The sequence below is a fragment of the Parendozoicomonas sp. 209JJ7-1 genome, assembly GCF_058147085.1.
Genome location: NZ_JBYVJU010000005.1, coordinates 109740 through 132616, shown reverse-complemented (window position 1 = coordinate 132616; position 22877 = coordinate 109740). Strand labels below are relative to the sequence as shown.

Genomic DNA, 22877 nt, shown 5'->3' with positions numbered 1-22877 from the left:
AGTGATTGATAGCAAGGTACCGGTCGTCACCATTGACGGACCGGGTGGATCAGGTAAAGGAACTGTAGCCGGCCTGCTGGCCCGGGAGCTGGGCTGGCATTTGCTCGACAGTGGTGCTCTCTATCGTCTGACGGCGCTGGCTGCTATTAATCATGGCGTCGCGCTGGATGACGAAGAGTCCCTGCATGTGCTGGCCGCACATCTGGATGTGCAGTTTGACGTTGCTGAAAGCGGTGAGACCAATATCGTACTGGAGGGTGAGCACGTGGAAACGGCCATTCGCCAGGAAGAAGTAGGTCTCAGCGCCTCCAAAATCGCTGCACTACCTGCCGTTCGCGATGCGCTTTTGTCCCGTCAGCGGGCATTTGCCGAGACTCCCGGGTTGGTGGCTGACGGCCGGGATATGGGAACGGTGGTCTTTACCGAGGCTCCTCTGAAGATATACCTGACCGCCTCAGCGAAAGAACGTGCCCGCCGGCGGTTCCTGCAGTTGCAACAGCAGGGCGTGGATGTTAGCCTTGACCGCCTTTTGGCGGATATTCAGGCAAGGGATGAGCGGGATAGCAGTCGCGTTGTCGCACCCATGAAGCCTGCGGATGATGCAATCGTACTGGACAGCACTAAACTGACCATCCAGGAAGTGTTGGGTCAGGTGCTCGACGAAATGCGCAGTCGGGGCATTATATGAAAGCGGATTTTGGTATCTGACCAAGAAAACAAATGGCAACAGAATAGATAAATTGTCACCGGATCTGATTTATTCAGGTTCGGGTGTTGTAATGAATTCCGGTTTTGTACCGGCTAACAGTGGAACAGCAGCCATGTTAACTGAGCCGTAAGGTTCAGGGGACGAAAGCCAGCGCAGGTTGCTCTCCCAACATTGTTTGACCACGCAGGCTGGTGGCGTGGAGTAAATATACTGTATTACCACCGGGTTCCTGGTGCTCTTTTGCAGTATTACACAGGATTTAGAATGACTGACAGCTTTGCTGAACTCTTTGAAGAGAGCCTGAAAGAAATCGAAATGAAGCCCGGTTCCATCATTGATGGTCTCGTGGTCGATATCGACGGTGATTGGGTTATCGTTCACGCGGGTCTGAAATCTGAAGGCGTTATCCCCGCCGAGCAGTTCCGTGATGACAATGGCGAAATGGCCATCCAGATTGGCGACACTGTACAGGTTGCCCTGGATGCAGTAGAAGACGGTTTCGGTGAAACCCGTCTGTCCCGTGAGAAGGCCAAGCGCGCTGAAGCATGGACTGGTCTGGAGTCTGCATTCGCTTCCGAAGAAATCGTCAAGGGTGTTATCAGCGGCAAGGTCAAGGGTGGCTTCACTGTTGATGTCAACACCATCCGCGCGTTCCTGCCCGGTTCTCTGGTTGATGTGCGTCCGGTTCGCGATACTGCGCACCTGGAAGGCAAAGAGCTGGACTTCAAAGTTATCAAGCTGGACCAGAAACGCAACAACGTTGTTGTTTCCCGTCGTGCGGTTCTGGAAGCTGAAAACTCCGCTGAGCGTGAGCAGCTGCTGGAATCCCTGCAGGAAGGTCTGGAAATCAAGGGTATCGTTAAGAACCTGACCGACTACGGCGCGTTCGTAGATCTGGGCGGTGTTGACGGTCTGCTGCACATCACCGATATGGCCTGGAAGCGTATCAAGCATCCGAGCGAAATCGTGAATGTTGGTGACGAGATCAACGTTAAGGTTCTGAAGTTTGACCGCGATCGCAATCGTGTATCCCTGGGGCTGAAGCAGCTGGGCGAAGATCCCTGGGTTGCTATCAAGGCACGCTTCCCCGAAGGCACCAAGGTCACCGGGCACGTAACCAACCTGACTGACTACGGCTGCTTCGTTGAGCTGGAAGAAGGCGTTGAAGGTCTGGTACATGTTTCCGAAATGGACTGGACCAACAAGAACATTCACCCGAGCAAGGTTGTTAACCAGGGTGATGAAGTTGAAGTTATGGTTCTGGATATCGACGAAGAGCGTCGGCGTATCTCTCTGGGGGTTAAGCAGTGTAAGCAGAATCCCTGGGAAGAGTTTGCTTCCAGCAGCAACAAGAGTGACGTCCTCAAGGGAACCATCAAGTCCATCACTGATTTCGGTATCTTCATCGGTCTGCCCGGCGGTATCGACGGCCTGGTTCACCTGTCCGATATCAGCTGGAACGAAACTGGCGAAGACGCTGTACGTAACTACAAGAAGGGCGAGGAAGTTGAAGCGGTTATCCTGTCCATCGACGCGGAGCGTGAGCGTATCTCCCTGGGTATCAAGCAGCTGCAGAACGATCCGTTCGCAAACTGGGTTGACGCAAACCAGAAGGGTACTATCGTAACCGGTACCGTGAAAGAAGTGACTGCCAAGGCTGCTGTTATCACCCTGGCCGAAGAAGTTGAAGGTACTCTGAAAGCTTCTGAAATCAGCCGTGACCGTGTTGAAGACGCGACCACTCTGCTGAAAGCCGGTGAAGAAGTTGAAGCCAAGATCGTTAGCGTTGACCGTAAGAACCGCGTGATCAGCCTGTCCATCAAGGCCAAAGACGAAGCCGACGAAAAAGTGGCTATGAAAGAACTGCGTACCAAGCAGGACGTTGAAGTTGGTGGTCCGACCACCATCGGCGACCTGATCAAGGCGCAGATGGAAAACAAGTAAAACTGTTTTCACTATTACCGTCGGTGTTTTCACTATTACCGTCTGAATAGAGGGTGGTAATATACCAAAGGCCGCAGGTATCCTTTTTGAGGATTCCTGCGGTTTTTTATGTCTGCCTTTTGGGTGGAACAGGAGGTTTTGTATGTTCTATCAAGAGGTTGCAGCTATCGTCGCTTGATTCCTTACAGCAGATTAGCTAATTTGGGGCTTCAGTGCCCGAAATAGCCGTTCGGGTATTGTTTTGAAGGACTTATTTTAATAGGGACGCTTTCCTGCTAAGGCAGAAGGGGGCAGGTGATGACCCGATCGGAACTGATCGAACGGATAGCCGAGCGGCAAGGTCAGCTGGCATTCAGGGATGTAGAGCTGGCGGTAAAAGCTATTATTGAAGATTTATCCAGCGTGCTGGCTTCCGGGCACCGTATAGAGATCAGGGGATTTGGCAGCTTTTCCCTGCATTTCCGTTCCCCCCGTGTTGGCCGTAACCCGAAAACCGGTGACGCCGTTGACCTGACCGGGAAATATGTTCCCCATTTCAAGCCTGGTAAAGAACTCCGTGAGCGGGTCAATGAGTCGTTACTGGCTGGTAACCGTTTGCGTAATCGATAACAGATCCCGGATTCTTCCCTGTTCCTGGTGGAAGGCGTTGGTTAAAACCTTTTCTGAAATATGCTGATATGCTGACCGGACTGCGTAAATTTGTGCAGATAATGGGATACGTCCTGTTATGTGCTGTTTTGATTGTTTCATTTGCTGGCTTGATGCTGGCTAACACGGCTTCTGTTTCCGTTGGGTTTTGGAGCTGGACCACTGATCCACTGCCTTTCTCTCTTGTATTATTCCTCGTCTTTTTTCTTGGTGCCTTGCTGGGGTTGGCTATCTGCCTGCTGTCTATGTTCCGGTTGACCCTGCGCAACCGCAGTCTGCAACGGAAACTGAAAAGACGTGATGCCGAGCTGCAGAAGTTGCGGGTCAGCGCCTTGCGGGGGCTGTCTTCCTGAATGCTTGATATTGCGATCTTTATCCTGATTCTTGTTTCTCTCGGTATCGGCTTTTTCATAGGCCGGGCGGAGAGGAGACGCAGGATGTCCCGTGTCGAAACCGATGCTTTGTCCAGTGAATACTTTGTGGGCCTGAATTATTTGCTGAATGAGCAGACCGATGAAGCGATTGAGAGCTTTATTCGGGCGCTGGAGGTTAACAGTGATACGGTGGAAACATTTGTTGTGCTTGGACGGCTGTTTCGCCAGCGGGGGGAGCTGGATAAAGCGATTCAGGCTCACCAGGATCTTCTGGCCCGTCCAAGCCTGACCCGTGAACAGATGCTGAATGTGCAGCTGGAGCTGGCCAGGGATTATATTAAGGCGGGTCTGTTTGACCGTGCCGAGGCGCTGCTGGAAGATATTGTTCGCCAGAGCTGGCCTGGCTGGAAAGAGGCATTTAATGCCCTGCTTTCGGTTTATGAGACTGAAAAAGAGTGGGGACAGGCGATTGAACTGGTAGACCGGCTACGGGGTTCTCTTGCGGAAGAGTATTCGTTTCGTTTGTCCCACTATTATTGCGAGTTGGCAGAAAAGAGTATCAAGCATGGTGGTGCTTTGGTTGTCAGAAAATATCTCAGACAGGCTGAGCAATCCCATCGTAATAACGTCAGAGTGTCCCTGCTCCAGGGGACGTCTGAGTTGCAGGCAGGGAATTACCGGGATGCCATAAGATCCCTGGAGCGTATTGTTCATCAGGATCATCGCTTCGTTTCCGAAAGTCTTCCCTTGCTGGAGCAGTGTTACCGTCATCTTCGGTCGGCGAGGGGATTGACTTCCTATCTCGGACGCTGTTTAAAAGACTATCCTTCATCGGCTGTGGTGATGGCATCCGCCCGGCAAATAGCTCAACAGCAGGGTGAAAAAGAGGCTGGCCGTTTTGTGGCTGAACAGATTATCCGTCGTCCGTCTCTGAAGGGGCTGAATGCACTGATTGATATTCATCTGCAGATGTCTGAAGGCCGGGCCCGGCAGAATCTGGTGTTGTTAAGGGATTTGACGGGGCGTCTAGAGGATTCCCGCCCTGTGTACCGCTGTGGCCATTGTGGCTTTGATGGCAAGGAGCTTTACTGGTATTGCCCGAAGTGCCATAACTGGGGCACAGTGGCTCCAATTATGGGGTTGGAAGGGGGGTAGCGGGATGGCGCTCTGAAACAGGGTTTCGTGTCATTTCTGAGCATCTTTCTTTATACTTCGCGTCCGGATGTATATCGAATTGTCACACCGAAAGCTCATTTCGACGAACTCAGGAAACCGTTTATGGCCTCTAACAGTCCCCTCATTGTTGCATTGGATTACCCTGCTGCAGACCAAGCCCTGGCCATGGCTGACAGGCTGGATCCGGCCCTGTGCAGGGTAAAGGTGGGGAAGGAGTTGTTTACATCATCAGGTCCGGATGTTGTTGAGCAGCTTCAGACAAAAGGCTTTGATGTTTTCCTTGATCTCAAGTTCCACGATATTCCCAATACTACCAGTAAGGCTGTAGAGGCTGCGGCACGTCTGGGTGTGTGGATGGTGAATGTGCATGCCAGTGGTGGCCGGAGAATGATGGAGGCTTGCCGTAATGTGCTTGATGCCCGCACTGGTCGTCAGCCGCTGCTGATTGCTGTGACTGTTTTGACCAGTATGGGTGAAGAGGATCTTCAGGAGTTGGGAATTCCTTCTGCTCAGAGGCATGTTATGAAACTGGCATCTCTAGCAAAAGAAAGTGGTATGGATGGTGTGGTCTGCTCGGCCCAGGAAGCTTCCATGCTGAACTCTTCCCTTGGCCCGCAATTTGCCCTGATAACACCTGGCATACGGCCTGCGGGCTCTGATAAGTGTGACCACCGTCGTATTGTAACGCCGGAGCAGGCCATGGATAATGGCAGTGACTATTTAGTTATAGGCCGTCCGGTAACTCAGGCAGAGGACCCGGTTGCGACGCTACACGATATAATAACAACTCTGCAGTAATCGCAGTTGGTGGTACTTATGGATGAGTGGTTCGTGCTAAAAGCCCGTCCGCGGCAAGAGTTGCGTGCGGTAGATAATCTTGAGAACCAGGATTTTGAGGCATACTGCCCTATGTTGATATGCAGAAGGCGAAAACCAGAACCGCTTTTTCCTGGCTACATTTTCCTTCGTGACGACAGTCTTGAAGGTGGTCGGCGTTGGGACAGGGTGCGCTCTACCCGAGGCGTGTCCGGATTTGTGAAATTTGGTGACTGGCATGCACGGATTTCTGAAGAGTTTATTCAGAGCTTGTTAAGCCATGAAAATATTGTCACTAAACATAAATACTCTCAGTTTGAGAAAGGGCAGTCAGTTGTACTTGTTGATGGCCCGTTCAAAGGCTTTGAGGCGGTTTATCAGTGCGACAGGGGAGAGGAGCGCTGTATTGTTTTAATTAATATTCTCAATAGTCAGCGCCCGGTGAAAGCTAAATTGGAGGATGTAAGGACCTAACACTGCTTGATGTTCTTCAATTGCGCACATTTTATGATGTGCGCAATTCTTCTCTGAGTTTTTCTATCTCATCCCGTGTTTTCGCCGCTTCCTCGAACTCCAGGTTGCGGGCGTGGGTATACATTTGTTTTTCCAGCTTTTTAATGGTTTTGGCGATTTCGTCTGGTGAGTGCGTCGTTGTCGCTTTGTATTCCCCGCGGGTTTCTGCCGCTTTCTGTTTTAGTCTTCCGCTGCGACCGGGAACAGCACCTTCCATAATATCGGTGATATTTTTGCTGATGCTCTTCGGTGTGATTTTGTGTTTCTTGTTGAAGTCCTGTTGTTTCTTTCTGCGGCGTTCTGTTTCGTCGATGGCCCGCTGCATTGAGCCGGTGATATTGTCGGCATAGAGAATGGCTTTGCCATTAAGGTTTCGAGCGGCTCGGCCAATGGTCTGGATCAGTGACCGTTCGCTGCGCAGAAAGCCTTCCTTGTCGGCATCCAGTATGGCTACAAGAGAGACTTCCGGCATATCCAGGCCTTCCCGCAGCAGGTTGATGCCCACCAGAACATCAAAGACCCCAAGGCGCAGATCCCGGATAATCTCCACCCGCTCCACTGTATCAATATCGGAGTGGAGATAGCGTACTCGTACGCCATTTTCATGGAGGTACTCGGTTAAATCTTCCGACATACGTTTGGTCAGGGTGGTGACCAGAACCCTGTCGCCTTTTGATGTGCGCTCCTGGATTTCATTCATCAGGTCATCAACCTGGGTGGTGGCCGGGCGAACTTCGATTTCCGGGTCTACAAGACCTGTGGGGCGTACAACTTGCTCGGCGACCTGGTCCTGATGTTCCGCTTCGTAGGGGCCGGGAGTCGCTGAGATGAAAATGGTCTGCGGCCGTTTGTTTTCCCACTCCTCAAACATCATGGGCCGGTTGTCCAGGGCTGATGGCAACCGAAAGCCATAGCTGACCAGTGTCTCCTTGCGCGACCTGTCTCCTTTGTACATGGCACCCACCTGGGGCACAGTGACATGGGATTCGTCTATCAGCAGCAGGGCATTATCCGGCAGATAATCGAACAGTGTTGGTGGTGGATGTCCCGGTTCGCGACCAGAGAGGTAGCGTGAGTAGTTTTCAATACCTGTGCAGTAACCCAGCTCCAGCATCATTTCGATATCAAAGCGTGTACGCTGCTCCAGACGCTGGGCTTCCACCAGTTTATCGTTATCCCGCAGGAATTTAAGGCGCTCATCCAGTTCGAGCTTGATAGCGTCAACCGCATCCAGAATGGTTTGCCGCGGAGTCACATAGTGGGATTTTGGATAGATGGTCACCCGGGGAACCTTGCGCAGTACTTCGCCGGTTAACGGGTCAAACCAGCTGATGGTTTCCAGTTCCTCATCAAACAACTCCAGTCGTACAGCTTCTTTCTCTGATTCCGCCGGGAAAATATCAATCACATCCCCCCGTACCCGGTAAGTGGCCCGCTTCAGTTCCATATCATTGCGGGTGTATTGAAGCTCTGCCAGGCGGCGCAGAACACCCCGCTGATCTATTCTGTCTCCTCTATCGAGGTGCATCATCATTTTCAGGTAGGACTTGGGGTCGCCCAGGCCATAGATGGATGAGACTGTTGCAATGATGATGGCATCTTCCCGTTCCAGCAGTGCCTTGGTGGCAGAAAGCCGCATCTGCTCAATATGTTCGTTAATGGATGCGTCTTTTTCTATAAATGTATCTGATGACGGAACATAAGCCTCGGGCTGGTAGTAGTCGTAGTAGGAAACAAAATACTCCACGGAGTTTTTTGGGAAGAATCCTTTAAACTCACCATAGAGCTGTGCCGCCAGGGTTTTGTTGGGGGCCATGATCAGGGTGGGGCGCTGAAGGCTGGCGATAACGTGGGCGGCGGTAAATGTTTTGCCGGAACCGGTTACACCGAGAAGTGTCTGGCAGGCAAGGCCCGACAGAGCACCATTGACAAGGGTTTTGATGGCGCCGGGCTGGTCTCCGGCGGGTTTAAACGGTGAAACCACCTCGAGAGAGGGTGAACTCTGGGTCATCGGGTTCCTGCTGCAGTCATGGTGGGGTATCATACATCAGTTTGCATGGAGCCTTCAGCGAAATAAAGCCTTCAGCGAAATAAAGTCATCCACGGATTTCAAGGGGAGATAAGAAGTGGCAGAACAACTTTCCCAGCGAGTGCAGGCGGTCAAGCCTTCACCTACACTGGCCGTGACCACACGTGCTGCAGAATTACGAGCATCCGGGAAAGATATTATCGGCCTCGGTGCAGGTGAGCCGGATTTTGATACTCCGAACCATATTAAAGAGGCGGCCATTGCAGCGATTCATGCTGGTCAGACTAAATACACGGCCGTGGATGGCACGCCGTCGCTGAAGCAGGCGATTATTGGCAAGTTTAAGCGAGATAATAATCTGGATTACAAACCGTCACAGATTTTGGTGTCTGCCGGTGGTAAACACAGTTTCTTTAATATGGCGCTGGCGCTGTTGAACCCCGGTGATGAGGTGGTGATTCCTGCCCCTTACTGGGTGTCTTATCCGGATATGGTGCGTATTGCTGAAGGTGTGCCGGTGATTGTTGAAACGGGTGCTGAGCAGCGCTTCAAAATTACAGCTTCCCAGTTGCGCGAAGCATTGACTGAGAAAACCCGTCTGTTTGTATTGAACAGTCCGTCTAACCCCACAGGGATGGCTTATACCAAGGCTGAGCTTAAGGCTCTGGGTGAGGTGCTGCTGGAATACCCCAATGTGATGGTGGCGACCGATGATATGTATGAGCATATCCTCTGGGGGGATGAGCCTTTTGCCAATATCGTTAATGTTTGCCCTGGGCTGTATGACCGCGCGGTGGTGATGAATGGAGTCTCCAAGGCTTACTCCATGACCGGTTGGCGCATTGGTTATGTGGGTGGACCTGAGTGGCTGGTAAAGAGCATGAAGAAGATCCAGTCTCAGAGTACTTCCAACCCTTGTTCCATTGCTCAGGCTGCTGCGGAAGCAGCGCTTAATGGTTCCCAAGAGTGTGTGAAGGAGATGGTCTCCGTATTTAAAGAGCGTCATGACCATGTGCTTAAGCGGTTGAATACTCTGCCGGGTGTCAGCACCCTTCCGGCGGATGGTGCCTTTTACAGCTTTCCCGATTTTTCTGACGCGATGAAAAAGGCTGGTTATGAGTCTGATGTCGATTACGCAGAAGCGCTGCTGGGCGCGGGTATTGCTCTGGTACCTGGCTCAGCCTTTGGCACTCCAGGGTATATGAGGCTGTCCTTTGCCACCAGTTTGGAAAACCTTGATAAGGCGATTGATCGTCTGGAAGCTTTCCTGGCGAAGTAAACCTGTAAGGGTACGGTCAGCAGGCTTTCTCTTCTGGCCTTTATTTCTTCATCTATGATATTGACCATCAATGTGTGGATTAGTAAACTGCGCCACACTTTAATGGTGATTCCCCGATAGCTCAGTTGGTAGAGCAAATGACTGTTAATCATTGGGTCGCTGGTTCGAGTCCAGCTCGGGGAGCCAGATTTTTTATGCCCTCGTTTCCTCATTAACCATTCTGAATGGTTCTTATTTCTATATTACTGAATATTTTCCAGTATCACGATTTAGTGAGGTTATGTGCATTAAGTAGGATTTTATTGGCTCTTGATTGTTTGAGACGATGCCTCAGGTGGTAATAATTCTATAGAAATGAAAAAGCCACCTTTGCAGGCGGCTTTTGTCTGAAAGGAAGATTATTCTGTTGTTAGAATAGTACGATTAGCTTCGATGATCTGTAAACCAATTCCGCGTACTTTGGTCATTTCTTCAGGTGTTTTGAAATTTCCATGTTCTTTGCGGTAATCAACAATTTTCTGGGCTGTTTTTGCGCCTACGTATTTTAATTCTTTATCCAGGGTTTCTGCGCTTGCTGTATTGATATTCACTTTCTGGGGCTGTGATTCAGATGCCCAGGCTGGTGAAAGGATTAAAACAGAGGAAATAAATACTGTTGATAGTAACTTCTTAAGCATACTCGTGTACTCCGGTATTGGGTGTTCATTTCAAGGTGTAGTCAATCGATTACCTGGTCGCAATAGTGAGGCCATATAGAGGGAAATGCTGGCAAAGAATTGACGCAGAGGGTAATCTGCCAGGGTGAAAATAGCTGTAGGGGGTTGTGTTTTGGCGCTTCCGACGGTATCTTACGCGGCGTCATTTGCAGACGGTTAGCTCAGCTGGTTAGAGCGTTGCCTTGACATGGCAGAGGTCGCTGGTTCGACTCCAGTACCGTCTACCAAAAGGAAGTTAAAAAATTTTAGGCGGTTAGCTCAGCTGGTTAGAGCGTTGCCTTGACATGGCAGAGGTCGCTGGTTCGACTCCAGTACCGCCTACCAATAAAAACCTGCCTCCATAGGAGGTGGGTTTTTTGCTTTTAAAGGAAATAACAAGAAATCTCAAAGAGGGTTTGGCTATATAAAGATGTTGTCCATTCTTCCTCTGCCTACAATAAGGCAAAGGGGTCGATTTGGAACAGAGTATGAGCAAGGAAACACAAAGAATTCTTGATGGAATTGAAGCTTTGTATCCCGCAGACTCAGCATGTGGACGTACAGCTTTTATTGGCCAGGTATTACTGAATAATGCGCTGGAGAATACCTATTACAACTGGCGTGACCTGCCTTTAAATGTTTTGTCCCGCTATCTTGCGATTTGTGAAGATTATGAAAAAAAGATGGCAACCGGCCCTTCAGGGGGGAGAACCCTCAACACCTTGCCCACTTATCTGAAGCATTGATTGCGAGCTTCTTTGGCCTACTTCTTCTTATCCCTTTTTTTTAGCTGATAATTCATCCATTTATACAGACTGTCATTAATTATCTGTTCTGCCTGTCCTGATTTCTTTAGATCCCGCAACGATTCCGTAATAGCCTGCTTAGGGATGTTGCAGTTTGTGTTGCGTGAGATAGCCGCATGTAAGGGAATATTCTGACTGGTCAGGGGGATTTTCCGAAACTGGCCTTCAAGATTAAGGAGGGAAACAAAAAGGTCATCCTGAATGGTGGGATAGATGGTGTAATCAACGCGGCCAATGGACAGCATTTTCAGGGCAAGATTTGGCGTAAATGTGCGGATCAGAGCTTTTGGATGTGAATCAGGAGCAAAGACGTTCTTGATAGAAAGTTCTCCGGGCATGGCACCTTTCAGGTTGGCGAGGTCTTCCCAGCTGGCTGGGTTTATAGTGCTGTTACGCCGTACCAGAACCGTCAGACTGTGGTTGTAAAGGGGTTCGTCGATAAAGTCTGCGTATTGGCTGGTACTGTCGTCATTAGGAATGCCCAGGGCCAGATGTATGCGTCCTTCTTTAAGGGATTTCAAGACGCGCCTGTAACCGCCAACATGGTCTGTGACAATTTTAATGCCCTGCTTTTCAAGGGCAGTCTGCAGTAAGTCTCTGGCCGCCCCGTGAATCTCAATATAATCACTCCAGACAGCGGGAGGAAAATCCGGTGGGCCTGATAGAATGATAGATTTGCAGTCCGTGGTTTGTGCGTTTGTGGCGATGGACAAGGCGGTGGCCAGAATCACTTGGCGTGTCCAGTTACGATAACTGCTTTTCATTGTGGTCATGTGTTTCTGTTGTCCTGACCGGACAGTAAGGATATTCTCGATGTACTGAGTGGTAAATACAATTTTATGTAGTTGTCAGGTTTTATCAGTATGGATTTTACGGATTCTGTTATTCGACAGTTGCCCGATGGTTTAAAGGTAGAGTGTCAGAGAACTGGGGAATAAGCCCGAATTAATAATTCTGGTATCTGATGTACTGCCTGTTTCCAAAGGGCGTTTCATCGGGGCTGTCTGAATGGTGATGTTGTGATGAAAGGGTTTGTATAGAATTGTACGAATTTTGCTCTGTGGGTTGACCCGAGGAGCCCGACTGCCTAGGATTTTCAGGAATAAATACAAAACAGTGAAACATTCCTATGAATCTACGTGTGCTAATCGCATTGGCTTTTGGTGTTGTCCTCGGTGTGGGATTAACATATGCCCTTTATATGCAGGGTGACAACACTTCTTCCGGGGAGGTTGTGCTGTCTCTGCTGGGAAAAGACTACACAGTGAATGACTTGCCTCCCGCCGCAGGCCGTGCTCTTTATGAAGTGGATAAAGATGCCTGGAGTAGGAAACGTGAGATTCTGGCCAGCTCTGCCGGTGAAATCTTTGTTCAGGATAAAGTGCAGGCTAGCGGCAAAAGTCGGGAAGATGTGCTTATGGAGGTGCTGGATCTGAATACGCCTTCAGACGAGGACGTGCAGCGCTTTTATGATGAGAACAAGGAGCGTATTCCTGTACCTTTTGAAGAGGTTAAAGATCGTATAAGTAACTTCCTTATCAGCCAGGATATGCAGGCTAAACGTGCAAAACTGACCGAGCGGCTGCGCAGTGAAATGGGTATGAAGGTGACCCTTATTGAACCTGAAGCACCTTTGACAGTGATCGATATCAGCGGTTTCCCCTTTAAAGGCAATAAGGACGCGAAAGTCACAGTGGTGAAATTTGCCGATTATCAGTGCCCCCATTGTGCCCATGCCGCTGAAACTATGGATAAGCTGATGGAAAGTGTGGGCGATAAGGTCAAGCTGGTGTATATGGATTTTCCCATTAATAGTACCGGTATTTCCCGTGAAGTGGCTCTGGGTGCTGTCTGCGCAGACGAGCAGGGTCGTTTCTGGGATTACAATAAAGCGGCTTATGCCCAGCAATCTGCTTTGAATGATGAATCCAGGGTAAACCTGGCTCAACAGTTAGAGTTGGATATGGATGCTTTTAATACCTGTCTCGCATCTGATCGTCCGGAAAAGAAAGTGGCCCGTGCGGAATCTGAAGCGGAGCGTCTGGGGTTAACCGGAACCCCGGCTTTCTTTGTAAATGGTAAGGTTTTGCAGCCTGCGGACCTGGGTGAAGGCCTGGCTGAGGCAGTACGTAAGGCCGCAGGTATTCAGTAATCCGATTGAAATATTGAATGATTGAATGGGAGACTCAGGTCTCCTGTTTTTTATTGTCCTTCTTGATGTTTTTAAATAGTGCCTGTTCTGCATCATTTTGTGCTTACAATTCAGGTTCTGGCGGGAACACTTTCCAATGCCACCATACGAATCGGGTGAGACCAGCTCTTGATGTGATAGGAGTGGGCCGTGACGGCCTCACTATCGACGGTAAAAGCTTTATCTTCATCCCTTTCATCAACTTTGGTAATTCTTACCGCAGTTACAGGTTCACTGCTGACTGTTCTTTCATACAATGAGCCAGGTCTGCCAAGGCCGGTAAGCATTTGAAATCTGTCTTTTAGATCTGGGAGTTCTCGCTCTTTTACAGACTGAAATATAAATTCAGGCTTATTCGAGTGGGCGGTTGGGGAAAGGGGATAGCCAAAACCTTCAAGAGGGAGATTAAAGGCAGCCACCAGATGATACCCCTGAAAAGCAGTATTTTCCGTTGAAGGTGCGTCTCTGCCTGGCTCTCCGGTGGTTTCTACTTTGTATCTGTAGGCTGGGGGAGACACGACAAATGAAAAGGCTTGACTTGCCATAGCTGCAGTTTTGTTTTTCCCCCTTGCTTCTGCTGCTGTGCCTGTAAGATCCATATCCCGAATAAAAGCTCCATCAGAGCCATTTATAGCTAGCCTTTGTTCAGTGATTTCTCCTCTAGGGTTTTCACTGATGCAGAGCAGTGGATAAATATCCTGGCGGATATTTCTGCGGACGGCCTGCAGGAAGGAGTAAGTGGCATAATCCGAAGCGCGGGGAGCTTTCAGGCTCAGGGATGCGGCAACCCCATGGGAACCGCCAATGGGAATAGTGCCGACAGTGATACTCCGCTGCTCTTTTCCATTATTGGTACAGCCGTTGATAATAGCCTGAATAGTGCCATCACCACCGACAGCCAGGTAGATAGGTTGTTGCGGCAGCCGGGAAAGTTCATGTTGTTTTTCCTGCAGATAGGCAATGGTTGTATCGTTATTTTCAGTAATATAAGTCTCCAGAACAGTCATGCCAGCGGCTTTGAGTGTGCGCTCACTCTTGTGCCAGATTTCTTCACCTTTTCTCTTGCCTTTTGCAGGGTTGACGACAGCGATAACCTGATGTTCTTTAAGCCCTTCGGGATTGCTATAGAGGCTTTGCAGCAGGGATGATCTGGCCGATGTGAGGTCGTCAGGGGTGGCAAATGCAATGGACTGTTCGTTCAGTCTCATTTTTTCATTCTCCCCTGAAAAGTAGAGCAGTGCTGAAATTGTTGGCGCGGTTTGGCCGGGTGGTGCCAGGCCAACAACCCGGGAATCAGCGATGGATATAAGCTCTTGCTGTTTGTCACTGCGTGCTGTCAGCCGTCCTTCATTCAGGTGAAATATACAGTCCACCTGTTCTACGGTGCGTTTACTAAACCTGCCCCACTGTTTCTTATTCAGAATCAGGGTCGCTCGAAAACTGACAGGAGGGGAGTCTTGTACATATGCACTGACTGACATGGTCACTGTTCTCCTCAGAAGAATAGAAAAGGACATTAAGAGGCAGTCGCTTTGGTTACAGTGACGAAAAAGTTAGGAGTGCTTAACAATAAACAAGGACTGACCGTTTTCATTACCGTAAGCTCCAGATATGTTACCGGGGCTTACGACAGGGTTAGGCAACGCTGCCTAAGTATTAATTATCGAGATAGGAGCAGCAATAATCAGTCAGGGTCAGTACCCGAATATTAAACTCAGCATTGGTCGGCACTTCAAAGCTTTCCCCGCTATTCACCTTCAGCCATTCAAAGGATTCCGGCAACAGCACTTCTACAGAGCCGCTGGTAATTTCCATCAGCTCTTTTTTAGAGGTATCAAACTTGTAGGAGCCAGGCATCATAATGCCCAGAGTTTTGATTTCACCATTGGGGAAGGTTATAGCACGGCTGGTGACATTGCCATCAAAGTAAACATTAGCGGCTTTGGCTATGGTGACATTTTCAAACTGGCTCATATGGTAACTTCATGATTGTTGTTGAGTATTGGCAGGCAAGCATACCCTCTTGTTTCGGTCAGTCAATTGTCAGACCGTAGAAAGTCCCGGCTTCCATTAACCAAGGCAGTGCAACGGTTTATCTGCTTAATCACCGGGGATACAGAATGACTCCCGGTTTATTCCGGGAGGCTTATCTGTAAAGGCTTGCTGACTGAATTTTTGGGCAGAATTCATTGTCCAAAGAAAGTTTCAAAGGCCAGCCACCTTTTCCTGGCTTTGTCCGAAGAGAGGGGAATAAAATGAATCCGGTCACCCGGGCGGCGTTGGGCCAGAGCACTGATATCTTCCCGGATAATGCACCCGAATTTTGGGTAACCGCCGATGGTCTGCCGGTCCCTGAGCAGAATCAGAGGTTGGCCGCTTCCAGGAATCTGCACTGCGCCGGCTGCGATGCCTTCTGAAGGGCGATCCGGAAGAGTGTGGCTGAGATCAGGGCCTTCAAGCTGGCACCCCATACGGTTGGAGCGCTGGCTGATCTGAAATTCTCCGGAGTACAGTTGGTTTTTTATCCGGCTGGGAAACTCGTCATGCTGATAGCTTTCGATAATATGCAGATTAAGATCTTCCCGGTAATTCGGAATATAACGAACGGGTGTCTGCCGTATCAAGGCGGGAGCTTTTTCAGCATTGAGGCAGGGAATAAAGTCATCGGTTTGCAAGGGATCACCATGTAAACCGCCCAGGCGATTACGTACGACAGTGGAAGTGCTGTTCAGCTGGGGTTTGATATCAATACCACCGGCAATGGCAAGGTAAGTGAATACTCCCGTACGTGCGCCGCTGAACTGCAGAATATCTCCATCAGACAGTATATGAGTGCACCAGTTCTCCGCCTTTCTATCATTGATGGTGGCGGCCATATCCGCACCGGTAAGGGCAATGGTTATTTTTCCCCGGGCCTGCAGAGCAAGCTGCCCCAGAATAATTTCAACCACGGTGTCGTTAATGGAATTCCCCACAAGGTAATTGGCCCAGCGACTGGCCAATTCATCAGCAGCGCCCCCCTGGCTCAGACCAAGGTAACCAGCGCCCTTACGACCACTGTCCTGAATCAGGGTCTGGAAACCCGGTTGAATCACAGATAACCCACTGACTTCACTCATAACTGACTGCTGTGACTCCGGTTTTGTTTCAGGGCCTGAAACTCTTTTCTATTGATTGGAGTAAAACGAACACGATCGCCTACCTGAAAAGGCGACATTGGCTGTCTGGACGGATTAAATAACTGGAGGGGACAGTTGCCGATAATCTGCCAGCCCCCCGGGGACGTGTCCGGATAAACAGCCGTCTGCATACCAGCAATGCCAATACTGCCAGCAGCAACTTCTGCCCTGGGCCTGGCGTGGCGGGGCAGGACGATTTTCTCATTAATATTGCCAAGAAAGGCAAAACCCGGTGCGAAGCCTATGGCACACACCCTGTATTCGCGGTCGGAATGGAGAGAGATAAATTCTTTTTCATCTATCCCTGTTGTGGTCAGGGCCTGTTCCAGATCCGGTGCCAGCTCAGGGTGATAACAGGCGGGCAGTTCTATCAGTTTTCCAATGTCGCTTATTTGCGTGCTGCGTTCAGAATTGATAATTGCCTGAATTTTCTGGCTGACAGCACTATAGCTGGTGGTGAGAAGATCAAACTGGATAAATACGGATATATAAGAGGGGATGACTTCCACAAGATTCAGTTCGGGTTCTGTCCTGATTTTCTGACTTATAAATCCAATAAAAACCGACAGTTCCGGATCTGGTTTTCTGGCCAGGTAGATAATCAGCGTGTCCTCAGAAACCGGTTGTATATCTATCATGAGAGAAGCAGTTTCCGAAGCTGGTGAATAATGGCCATGGATTCCGGGTTGTCCCCATGAACACAGAGGGTGTCTGCCTTCAGGGAAAGCTCTTTGCCCTCAACAGTCATTAAGGAGCCTTGTTCCTGCAGTTGCCTGACCTGTTGACAGATTTGTTTCGGATCATGGAACACAGCGCCGGGCTGTGAGCGGGCAACAAGTTGCCCGGCATTGTTATAGGCGCGGTCGGCGAAGGCTTCAAAAAGAAGTGGGACATTATGTTCACTGGCGAGGGTTTGGTAACGGCTGTTATCAACCATGGCCTGGATGATAACAGCAGGCTTACCGGGTAGAGCGGCTGCAGCGGCCAGGATGGCGATAAAGACCTGCTCCTGGTTCATCATATCGTGGTACAGGGCACCATGGGGTTTGATGTAACGGATATCTGTTCCAGACTGTGAACAGATACCCTGCAGGGCTCCTGCCTGGTAGAGAATCAGGTTGGTGATCTGTTCCGGAGTATGGGAAATAGAGCGACGTCCAAAACCGGTTTTGTCGTTGTAACCAGGATGCGCGCCAACCTGTACCTGGTTGGCTGCAGCCCAGCGTACAGTCTGAGCCATGATGTCCGGGTCTGAAGCATGAAAGCCGCAGGCGATATTGGCCATATCAATAGACGGCATAATCTGTTTATCCATGCCCATTGTCCAGGGGCCGTAGCTTTCGCCCATATCGCAGTTCAGCAACAGGCGTTTGTTACCTGGTTTTTCCGGTATAGTCATAGCCGACATTGGTTTTCTGGTCTGCTTGTATCGGGATAGCTTACCTTGTTTTTCCCGTACATGTTTAATTGTCAATACTGCCTGTGGGAACCTTTTCTCCTGGAGATCCTGGAGCAGACCACGCTTATCATTTGCTGTACAAGACCTTGTTTCATTATCGGAGGCAAAAACATGTGGGATATGCTGGCTTTTATTATTCGCTTTTCTGGCCTTGGGTGCAGGACAGCAGGCATCTGCGTATTACGCTTATTACTGCGATAATTATATTCCCCATCGGGAAATGCGCTTCCCCTGCTGCTTTAATAACTATGTGAGCAGTCAGTCTTTTATTCGTAACTCAAAACCGCTTAGGCCCCCTGTCTGGGTCTTTGGCGGCGAATGGTATCAATAATAGCCTGAGCGCTTTCCTGGGCTTCCTGGTATTCATCTTTGCTTAGCCGGACGGTCACTTTTTGCAGAGGTTCCATGGCCGCAGAGAATCCGGCTGCCAGAGCCACTGTCAGCCAGGCGGCGGCCTGTTGCAGGTCCTGGTTATCTTCACTGTACCGGGCATGAAGAATACCCAGCAGAAACTGGGCCTGGGGGCTGCCCTGAAAGGCCGCCTGACGGGACCAGTCTTTGGCCTGATCCGGGTTTACATCGGTACCCAGGCCCTTGGCGTAGGACAGGCCGAGAATAACCTGGGATTTAATATGGCCCTGCTCTCCCGCCCGGGTAAACCATGACAGGGCTTTTTGGGGGTCTGATTCCACAAGTTCACCACCGGCACGGTACATCTGTCCCATCAGGTACTGGGATTCGGCCAAGCCGTTGTTAGCGGCCTTCTTTGTCCACTTCAGGGCTGTCTGGTAATCCTGTTCAACCCCTTCGCCGTGGGCATACATCAGCGCCAGGTTATGCTGGGCGTGGATATGGTCCTGCTCTGCGGCCTTGTTGTACCAGTTCACAGCCGCGGTATTGTTTTCCTTTGTTCCCTGGCCCATATCCAGCATCACTGCCAGATTGTACTGGGAGTCCGCATGACCACTGGTGGCGGCCTGACGAAACCAGTCCAGGGCTTTGGTTTCGTTCTTCCGGGTGCCCAGCCCCTGGCTGTTCATCTGTCCAAGAAGCCAGGCTGCTTCCATATCACCATTTTGGGCGGCTGAACGGCACTGGATCAGGGCATCGGCGTGTTTGTTACTTTGAAACAGGGACTGGCATTGGTGGGTGTCACCCAAAGTCGGGGGCGACAGGGTGGATAACAGCAGGCTGGAAACGGTAAACAGGGTCAAAAAAGCATGCTTCATAACAAACTTCCTTATGCCATAGGAGGAAAAGGCTGAGTAAGAGCCTTCGGCCATAGGCGGGCACGCTGAATAATTATCTGGAGGAGGGTGGCCAGTATCGGGCTGGGTTGACAGGGCGTCCTGGCAGGAAGAGGGATAAAGCTGGATACAGGTCAAAAAAATGCCGCAGTTTTCATCACTATAAAACTGCAGTACCCACGTTCATTTCTTTTCAATCATTTATGAAATCAGGCTCTTTGCGGAAGACTCCGGGATTTTTTGCCCGGTGGAGCGGCTATTTGTTTTCAGAGCCTGCTCTCGCGGTTGAACCTTATAGATTTTGCGAAAGTATTCGGCTTCTACGCGACGAGGGTCAAGGCTGTTCAGCTTGACTCCGATACGCTGCAGATAGGCGATCATATGATTGATTTGGGGTTTGCTCATAACGGCTCCGGAAGCAGTGGTCCATTAATTAAAGCTACGATTTACTGCAAAAAGGTACCAAAAATGTGCAGGCGACAGAGCTAGCATATCCATATGCCTGTTATTTTTTGTTGATAAATGATAGAGAATCATCAACTCTCCACAGTTCATAACGATTTGTAGCAGGGCTTGTGCCAGTTTTTTCAAAAAAGATATAACGCCCCTGTCATCAGCTACGTTTTGAATGCATTATGCTGGGAACGTATTACCAGATTGTGAAAGTATTATGTTGGAAGTGTGACCCGGGTGTCACCAACAGAAACACCCAGGTAACAGAATCGCCAAAGGCTCTTAGTTAACCCTACGTTCAGAGTCATCCCAGTAGGTTTTGCGCAGATCGACTTTGCGGATTTTGCCCGCTCCGGTGATAGGGAATGGCTCTTCCCGGAACTCAATACTGCGGGGGCATTTGTACCCGGCAATCCACTCGTGGCAATGGGCGATCAGGGTTTTCTCATCCACGCTCTGACCCGGCATCAGCCGGACAATGGCATGGACCTGTTCACCCCATTTCTCGCTGGGAATACCCAGAACCACTACTTCATGAACGGCGTCATGGCGGGCCACGGCGTTTTCCACTTCCGTGGAGAAGACATTTTCGCCGCCGGTCACGATCATGTCCTTGATTCTGTCCACCAGGAACAGGTAACCGGCCTCATCCACATAACCGGCATCCCCGGTAAACACCCAGCCATCCACCAGAGTTTTTTCGGTCTGTTCAGGCTTGTTCCAGTAGCCCAGCATATTGCCGGGGCTTCTGGCGATGATTTCCCCGATCTTGCCGCTGGGCAGGGTTTTCCCCTGTTCGTCGACGATTTTCATATCCACGCCCATCATCGCCTGACCGGCGGAGCGAAGACGGTGAACCTTGTCTTTATCGAAGCAGTGATCTTCGGGGGACAACAGGGTGACAACCGGCCCCATTTCACTCTGGCCATAAATCTGGGCAAAGCTGGCGCTGGGGATCTTTTCCATGGCCAGGCGCAGGGTAGCTTCGGTAATGGGGGACGCTCCGTAACAGACCCGCTCCAGACTGCTCAGATCATGATTTTCCAAAGAAGGCTCGGTGAGCAGCATGGAGATCATGGTGGGAACGAGCAGAACGTTGGTGATCTGGTAGTGCTCAATGGCTTTTACCACACCAGCGGGAGTAAAGCCCGGGATAAAGATATGGGTGTCGCCCATGGCTGTGGCCGCGACGGACACGCAGATGTCAGCCATATGGAACATGGGGGCGGCGTGGAGATAGCGGTGTTCTTTCTCAAACTTCCAGGACACACAGCAACTGATGCTGCTGCTCCAGATGGCCTTGTGTGAGAGCATAACACCTTTGGGGAATCCGGTGGTGCCCCCGGTGTAGACAATGGCCACCAGACTGTCGACATCGCTGTTGGTTTCTTCCATGGGTTCGGCGGATTCAATCAGCTCCTCCATATGGAGCAGACCTTTCGGTGCTTTGTCGCCCATATACACCAGGGTGACCTGCTGGGGACACTCAGCCGCGATGGCTTGCCCCATCTCCAGAAAGTTGTCATCCACAAACAGGAACCGGCTTCCGGAATCCTCCATGGCATAGAGATTTTCCTTCAGGGACCAGCGGGTATTCAGGGGGACAATAACAGCGCCAACCCAGGGGGTGGCATGGAAGATTTCATAATAGTAGTCAGAGTTCAATGCCAGGATAGCGACCCGGTCACCTGGCTGAAGGTCCAGACGGATCACTCCCGCCGCAAGGCTGGCGATTCTGTCTTTGGTATCAGCAAAGGTACGTATACGGTCTCCATCTATAGTAGAGACCTTGTCCGGATGGTTCCTGGCATTCCGGTTTATGGCCTGGGTAAGACGCATGGGAAAACACTCCGTATTATTTTTATACTCGGGAGGTAAGCGACAATAGTTGTTTTTAGTGTCGGCTGACCAATTCATAACCGGTGGGATGGGCTATGTCAATAATGTTGATTATTATGTAACTAAATGTCACAGAAAGAGCAGGGGAGCAAGATATATAATTCATCTCTCTTTTCTTGGGTCACAATAAATAGAAGTATGCGACGCACGATTTTTGATACACCGGTGGTGGCACAGGCTTTTCGGATGATCTGCTGGGTGGCCCTGAAACTGACCGGCTGGAAGGTAGAGGGCAAGGCCCCCACAGAGAAAAAATATGTCCTGATTGCGGTGCCCCACACCAGTAACTGGGATTTTCCTGTCACTCTTGCTGTGGCGTTTCGCCTCAGGATAAAACTGTTCTGGATGGGCAAAGCCTCACTGTTCCGTGGACCTATGGGTCCGATTATGCGCTGGCTGGGGGGGATTCCCGTAGAGCGCAGCAAGAGCAATGGTCTGGTACAGCAGATGGTGGATGAATTTAACCGCTGCCAGGAGCTGGTAGTTGCCATTCCCCCCGAAGGTACCCGCAGCAAAGTGCAGAAGTGGAAGAGTGGTTTTTACCATGTGGCCGCTGATGCCGGTGTGCCAATTGCCCAGGGTTACCTGGACTTCAAGCACAAGGTTGGTGGGATTGGCCCTATGTTTTTCCCTTCCGGGAATTACGATAAAGACTTGGAGAAACTTAAGTATTTCTACCGGAACATTACCGGTAAGCGTGCCCATCACGATAGTACCGCTTAATTTGCTGCTGTGACTCAGGTGCGCAACAGCAGGGTATCCAACTTATGAGGGCTTTGCAGCTGCATGTGATAGTGCATCATGACAGGTGACATCAACGTCCTTGAACCAGCGGGCCTCCTGGGGCTCGCCACTGGGTAAGGGACAGTTGTGCAGTATTTTGCTTCTCTCTCACAGGTAGCGCGCTGCAATTGCTGCCAGCTTGCCATTGGATTTTCCTGGGGGCTGTTTTCAGGCGCATTTTCTACAACAGGGTCGGTGTCTGCAGAGGCAGAAATTTTCACCGGTTGTTTAGTTTCCTGTGGCGCTGATGCAGGTTGGATAAACTGATGCTCAGGCTTAATCCGACGATCCGGCAGAATCTTGGTCTCAATCAGCCAACGGGAAGAAAAAATACTGGTCAGCCAGGATGAGAGTGAGCAGATGCAGATTTTTAAAGCATACGCCATGGTCGAAGTAGTGTTATTGTCCTGGGGCAGTAAGGCCCGGGTGTATGGATACATCTGGTAGGCGACAAAAGACGCCAGTGATAAGATCAGTGTGCTTCTGACTACAGACAGTGGCGTCACCACACGCTTGTTCCATTGGCCTGTGGGGATTGCGCCTCTGCCTTCCCCTGTCACGGGAATTTCGGGGGAGGGGACCCGTACGCCTTGAGCCTTTACCATGATCTGCTTCCTTGAAATCTGTCCGTGATTATTAATTCAGGCAGTCTCCTGCTCTAATTGTTTCGATAAACC

The 22877-nt window shown here is 50.3% G+C and carries 23 protein-coding genes and 3 tRNA genes; 14 read left to right on the top strand and 12 right to left on the bottom strand.

Annotated elements, in window-relative coordinates:
- Positions 1 to 4 precede the first annotated feature (4 nt).
- The 7 genes from cmk to nusG all read left to right on the top strand — a co-directional run bounded on the left by cmk (position 5) and on the right by nusG (position 6141).
- Positions 5 to 688 carry a (d)CMP kinase gene (gene cmk, locus ACY2RQ_RS06825; protein ID WP_490112302.1) on the top strand — a complete coding sequence of 228 codons (684 nt, stop codon included), beginning with the start codon at positions 5 to 7 and terminating at the stop codon, positions 686 to 688.
- 285 nt (positions 689 to 973) lie between these two features.
- A complete protein-coding gene (gene rpsA, locus ACY2RQ_RS06820) occupies positions 974 to 2653 on the top strand; it encodes a 30S ribosomal protein S1 (protein WP_490112210.1) in 1680 nt (559 codons plus the stop codon).
- Positions 2654 to 2950: 297 nt separating this feature from the next.
- Positions 2951 to 3262, top strand: a complete 312-nt coding sequence (gene ihfB / locus ACY2RQ_RS06815; protein ID WP_490112209.1) for an integration host factor subunit beta — start codon at positions 2951 to 2953, stop codon at positions 3260 to 3262.
- A gap of 68 nt (positions 3263 to 3330) precedes the next feature.
- Positions 3331 to 3654 carry a LapA family protein gene (locus ACY2RQ_RS06810; RefSeq protein ID WP_490112208.1) on the top strand — a complete coding sequence of 108 codons (324 nt, stop codon included), beginning with the start codon at positions 3331 to 3333 and terminating at the stop codon, positions 3652 to 3654.
- Positions 3655 to 4830 (top strand): lipopolysaccharide assembly protein LapB, encoded by a 1176-nt coding sequence (gene lapB / locus ACY2RQ_RS06805; protein ID WP_490112207.1) that lies wholly within the window; start codon positions 3655 to 3657, stop codon positions 4828 to 4830.
- A gap of 123 nt (positions 4831 to 4953) precedes the next feature.
- On the top strand, positions 4954 to 5649 hold the full coding sequence (gene pyrF / locus ACY2RQ_RS06800; RefSeq protein WP_490112206.1) for an orotidine-5'-phosphate decarboxylase: 696 nt from the start codon (positions 4954 to 4956) through the stop codon (positions 5647 to 5649).
- 18 nt (positions 5650 to 5667) lie between these two features.
- Complete coding sequence (gene nusG / locus ACY2RQ_RS06795) at positions 5668 to 6141, top strand: transcription termination/antitermination protein NusG (RefSeq protein WP_490112205.1); 474 nt, start codon at positions 5668 to 5670, stop codon at positions 6139 to 6141.
- 31 nt (positions 6142 to 6172) lie between these two features.
- Here the strand turns inward: nusG and uvrB are convergent, their stop codons facing one another.
- Entirely contained in the window at positions 6173 to 8191 is a 2019-nt protein-coding gene (gene uvrB, locus ACY2RQ_RS06790; protein ID WP_490112204.1) for an excinuclease ABC subunit UvrB, read from the bottom strand.
- Positions 8192 to 8306: 115 nt separating this feature from the next.
- On the opposite strand from uvrB, the gene ACY2RQ_RS06785 reads away from it, so the two are divergent.
- Together ACY2RQ_RS06785 and ACY2RQ_RS06780 are read left to right on the top strand one after the other, a co-directional pair.
- Positions 8307 to 9488: a pyridoxal phosphate-dependent aminotransferase gene (locus ACY2RQ_RS06785; protein ID WP_490112203.1), complete on the top strand. Its 1182-nt coding sequence runs from the start codon at positions 8307 to 8309 to the stop codon at positions 9486 to 9488.
- 110 nt (positions 9489 to 9598) lie between these two features.
- A tRNA-Asn gene (locus ACY2RQ_RS06780) sits at positions 9599 to 9674 on the top strand.
- 212 nt (positions 9675 to 9886) lie between these two features.
- Here the strand turns inward: ACY2RQ_RS06780 and ACY2RQ_RS06775 are convergent.
- Positions 9887 to 10165 (bottom strand): ComEA family DNA-binding protein, encoded by a 279-nt coding sequence (locus ACY2RQ_RS06775; RefSeq protein ID WP_490112202.1) that lies wholly within the window; start codon positions 10163 to 10165, stop codon positions 9887 to 9889.
- Positions 10166 to 10354: 189 nt separating this feature from the next.
- Between ACY2RQ_RS06775 and ACY2RQ_RS06770 the strand changes: the two genes are divergently transcribed.
- From ACY2RQ_RS06770 to ACY2RQ_RS06760, 3 genes are all read left to right on the top strand, one after another.
- Positions 10355 to 10431: transfer RNA gene (locus ACY2RQ_RS06770), tRNA-Val, on the top strand.
- Between the two features lie 20 nt (positions 10432 to 10451).
- A tRNA-Val gene (locus ACY2RQ_RS06765) sits at positions 10452 to 10528 on the top strand.
- A gap of 143 nt (positions 10529 to 10671) precedes the next feature.
- Positions 10672 to 10929 carry a hypothetical protein gene (locus ACY2RQ_RS06760; RefSeq protein ID WP_490112201.1) on the top strand — a complete coding sequence of 86 codons (258 nt, stop codon included), beginning with the start codon at positions 10672 to 10674 and terminating at the stop codon, positions 10927 to 10929.
- 17 nt (positions 10930 to 10946) lie between these two features.
- Here the strand turns inward: ACY2RQ_RS06760 and ACY2RQ_RS06755 are convergent, their stop codons facing one another.
- A complete protein-coding gene (locus ACY2RQ_RS06755) occupies positions 10947 to 11762 on the bottom strand; it encodes a type 2 periplasmic-binding domain-containing protein (RefSeq protein WP_490112200.1) in 816 nt (271 codons plus the stop codon).
- A gap of 356 nt (positions 11763 to 12118) precedes the next feature.
- On the opposite strand from ACY2RQ_RS06755, the gene ACY2RQ_RS06750 reads away from it, so the two are divergent.
- Positions 12119 to 13141 (top strand): DsbA family protein, encoded by a 1023-nt coding sequence (locus tag ACY2RQ_RS06750; protein ID WP_490112199.1) that lies wholly within the window; start codon positions 12119 to 12121, stop codon positions 13139 to 13141.
- 110 nt (positions 13142 to 13251) lie between these two features.
- Here the strand turns inward: ACY2RQ_RS06750 and ACY2RQ_RS06745 are convergent, their stop codons facing one another.
- The 8 genes from ACY2RQ_RS06745 to ACY2RQ_RS06710 all read right to left on the bottom strand — a co-directional run bounded on the left by ACY2RQ_RS06745 (position 13252) and on the right by ACY2RQ_RS06710 (position 21357).
- A complete protein-coding gene (locus ACY2RQ_RS06745; RefSeq protein ID WP_490112198.1) occupies positions 13252 to 14661 on the bottom strand; it encodes a diacylglycerol kinase family protein in 1410 nt (469 codons plus the stop codon).
- 175 nt (positions 14662 to 14836) lie between these two features.
- Positions 14837 to 15154: a pyrimidine/purine nucleoside phosphorylase gene (gene ppnP / locus ACY2RQ_RS06740; RefSeq protein ID WP_490112197.1), complete on the bottom strand. Its 318-nt coding sequence runs from the start codon at positions 15152 to 15154 to the stop codon at positions 14837 to 14839.
- A 212-nt stretch (positions 15155 to 15366) separates the two neighbouring features.
- Entirely contained in the window at positions 15367 to 16299 is a 933-nt protein-coding gene (locus ACY2RQ_RS06735; RefSeq protein ID WP_490112196.1) for a 5-oxoprolinase subunit C family protein, read from the bottom strand.
- Complete coding sequence (gene pxpB, locus ACY2RQ_RS06730; protein ID WP_490112195.1) at positions 16296 to 16997, bottom strand: 5-oxoprolinase subunit PxpB; 702 nt, start codon at positions 16995 to 16997, stop codon at positions 16296 to 16298. The genes ACY2RQ_RS06735 and pxpB overlap by 4 nt, the downstream gene beginning before the upstream one ends.
- Positions 16994 to 17767: a 5-oxoprolinase subunit PxpA gene (locus tag ACY2RQ_RS06725; protein ID WP_490112194.1), complete on the bottom strand. Its 774-nt coding sequence runs from the start codon at positions 17765 to 17767 to the stop codon at positions 16994 to 16996. Before ACY2RQ_RS06725 ends, pxpB begins: the two co-directional genes overlap by 4 nt.
- A 338-nt stretch (positions 17768 to 18105) precedes the next feature.
- Positions 18106 to 19047 carry a tetratricopeptide repeat protein gene (locus ACY2RQ_RS06720; RefSeq protein ID WP_490112193.1) on the bottom strand — a complete coding sequence of 314 codons (942 nt, stop codon included), beginning with the start codon at positions 19045 to 19047 and terminating at the stop codon, positions 18106 to 18108.
- Between the two features lie 219 nt (positions 19048 to 19266).
- The gene (locus tag ACY2RQ_RS06715; RefSeq protein WP_490112192.1) at positions 19267 to 19470 is read right to left on the bottom strand and encodes a hypothetical protein; all 204 of its coding nucleotides are present in this window, start codon (positions 19468 to 19470) and stop codon (positions 19267 to 19269) included.
- Positions 19471 to 19800: 330 nt separating this feature from the next.
- Positions 19801 to 21357, bottom strand: coding sequence for a long-chain-fatty-acid--CoA ligase (locus tag ACY2RQ_RS06710; RefSeq protein WP_490112191.1), 1557 nt, complete (start codon positions 21355 to 21357; stop codon positions 19801 to 19803).
- A gap of 198 nt (positions 21358 to 21555) precedes the next feature.
- Between ACY2RQ_RS06710 and ACY2RQ_RS06705 the strand changes: the two genes are divergently transcribed.
- Positions 21556 to 22140: a lysophospholipid acyltransferase family protein gene (locus ACY2RQ_RS06705; protein WP_490112190.1), complete on the top strand. Its 585-nt coding sequence runs from the start codon at positions 21556 to 21558 to the stop codon at positions 22138 to 22140.
- Between the two features lie 14 nt (positions 22141 to 22154).
- Here the strand turns inward: ACY2RQ_RS06705 and ACY2RQ_RS06700 are convergent, their stop codons facing one another.
- Positions 22155 to 22805 carry a hypothetical protein gene (locus ACY2RQ_RS06700; RefSeq protein WP_490112189.1) on the bottom strand — a complete coding sequence of 217 codons (651 nt, stop codon included), beginning with the start codon at positions 22803 to 22805 and terminating at the stop codon, positions 22155 to 22157.
- Positions 22806 to 22877 lie beyond the last annotated feature (72 nt).

What these genes read in the sequence shown, in the direction of transcription:
- rpsA (WP_490112210.1), top strand. Translation starts at nt 974, where the DNA reads ATGACTGACAGCTTTGCTGAACTCTTTGAAGAGAGCCTGAAAGAAATC.
- ihfB (WP_490112209.1), top strand. Translation starts at nt 2,951, where the DNA reads ATGACCCGATCGGAACTGATCGAACGGATAGCCGAGCGGCAAGGTCAG.
- ACY2RQ_RS06810 (WP_490112208.1), top strand. Translation starts at nt 3,331, where the DNA reads ATGCTGACCGGACTGCGTAAATTTGTGCAGATAATGGGATACGTCCTG.
- lapB (WP_490112207.1), top strand. Translation starts at nt 3,655, where the DNA reads ATGCTTGATATTGCGATCTTTATCCTGATTCTTGTTTCTCTCGGTATC.
- pyrF (WP_490112206.1), top strand. Translation starts at nt 4,954, where the DNA reads ATGGCCTCTAACAGTCCCCTCATTGTTGCATTGGATTACCCTGCTGCA.
- nusG (WP_490112205.1), top strand. Translation starts at nt 5,668, where the DNA reads ATGGATGAGTGGTTCGTGCTAAAAGCCCGTCCGCGGCAAGAGTTGCGT.
- uvrB (WP_490112204.1), bottom strand. Translation starts at nt 8,191, where the DNA reads ATGACCCAGAGTTCACCCTCTCTCGAGGTGGTTTCACCGTTTAAACCC.
- ACY2RQ_RS06775 (WP_490112202.1), bottom strand. Translation starts at nt 10,165, where the DNA reads ATGCTTAAGAAGTTACTATCAACAGTATTTATTTCCTCTGTTTTAATC.
- ACY2RQ_RS06760 (WP_490112201.1), top strand. Translation starts at nt 10,672, where the DNA reads ATGAGCAAGGAAACACAAAGAATTCTTGATGGAATTGAAGCTTTGTAT.
- ACY2RQ_RS06755 (WP_490112200.1), bottom strand. Translation starts at nt 11,762, where the DNA reads ATGACCACAATGAAAAGCAGTTATCGTAACTGGACACGCCAAGTGATT.
- ACY2RQ_RS06750 (WP_490112199.1), top strand. Translation starts at nt 12,119, where the DNA reads ATGAATCTACGTGTGCTAATCGCATTGGCTTTTGGTGTTGTCCTCGGT.
- ACY2RQ_RS06745 (WP_490112198.1), bottom strand. Translation starts at nt 14,661, where the DNA reads ATGTCAGTCAGTGCATATGTACAAGACTCCCCTCCTGTCAGTTTTCGA.
- ppnP (WP_490112197.1), bottom strand. Translation starts at nt 15,154, where the DNA reads ATGAGCCAGTTTGAAAATGTCACCATAGCCAAAGCCGCTAATGTTTAC.
- ACY2RQ_RS06735 (WP_490112196.1), bottom strand. Translation starts at nt 16,299, where the DNA reads ATGAGTGAAGTCAGTGGGTTATCTGTGATTCAACCGGGTTTCCAGACC.
- pxpB (WP_490112195.1), bottom strand. Translation starts at nt 16,997, where the DNA reads ATGATAGATATACAACCGGTTTCTGAGGACACGCTGATTATCTACCTG.
- ACY2RQ_RS06725 (WP_490112194.1), bottom strand. Translation starts at nt 17,767, where the DNA reads ATGTCGGCTATGACTATACCGGAAAAACCAGGTAACAAACGCCTGTTG.
- ACY2RQ_RS06720 (WP_490112193.1), bottom strand. Translation starts at nt 19,047, where the DNA reads ATGAAGCATGCTTTTTTGACCCTGTTTACCGTTTCCAGCCTGCTGTTA.
- ACY2RQ_RS06715 (WP_490112192.1), bottom strand. Translation starts at nt 19,470, where the DNA reads ATGAGCAAACCCCAAATCAATCATATGATCGCCTATCTGCAGCGTATC.
- ACY2RQ_RS06710 (WP_490112191.1), bottom strand. Translation starts at nt 21,357, where the DNA reads ATGCGTCTTACCCAGGCCATAAACCGGAATGCCAGGAACCATCCGGAC.
- ACY2RQ_RS06705 (WP_490112190.1), top strand. Translation starts at nt 21,556, where the DNA reads ATGCGACGCACGATTTTTGATACACCGGTGGTGGCACAGGCTTTTCGG.
- ACY2RQ_RS06700 (WP_490112189.1), bottom strand. Translation starts at nt 22,805, where the DNA reads ATGGTAAAGGCTCAAGGCGTACGGGTCCCCTCCCCCGAAATTCCCGTG.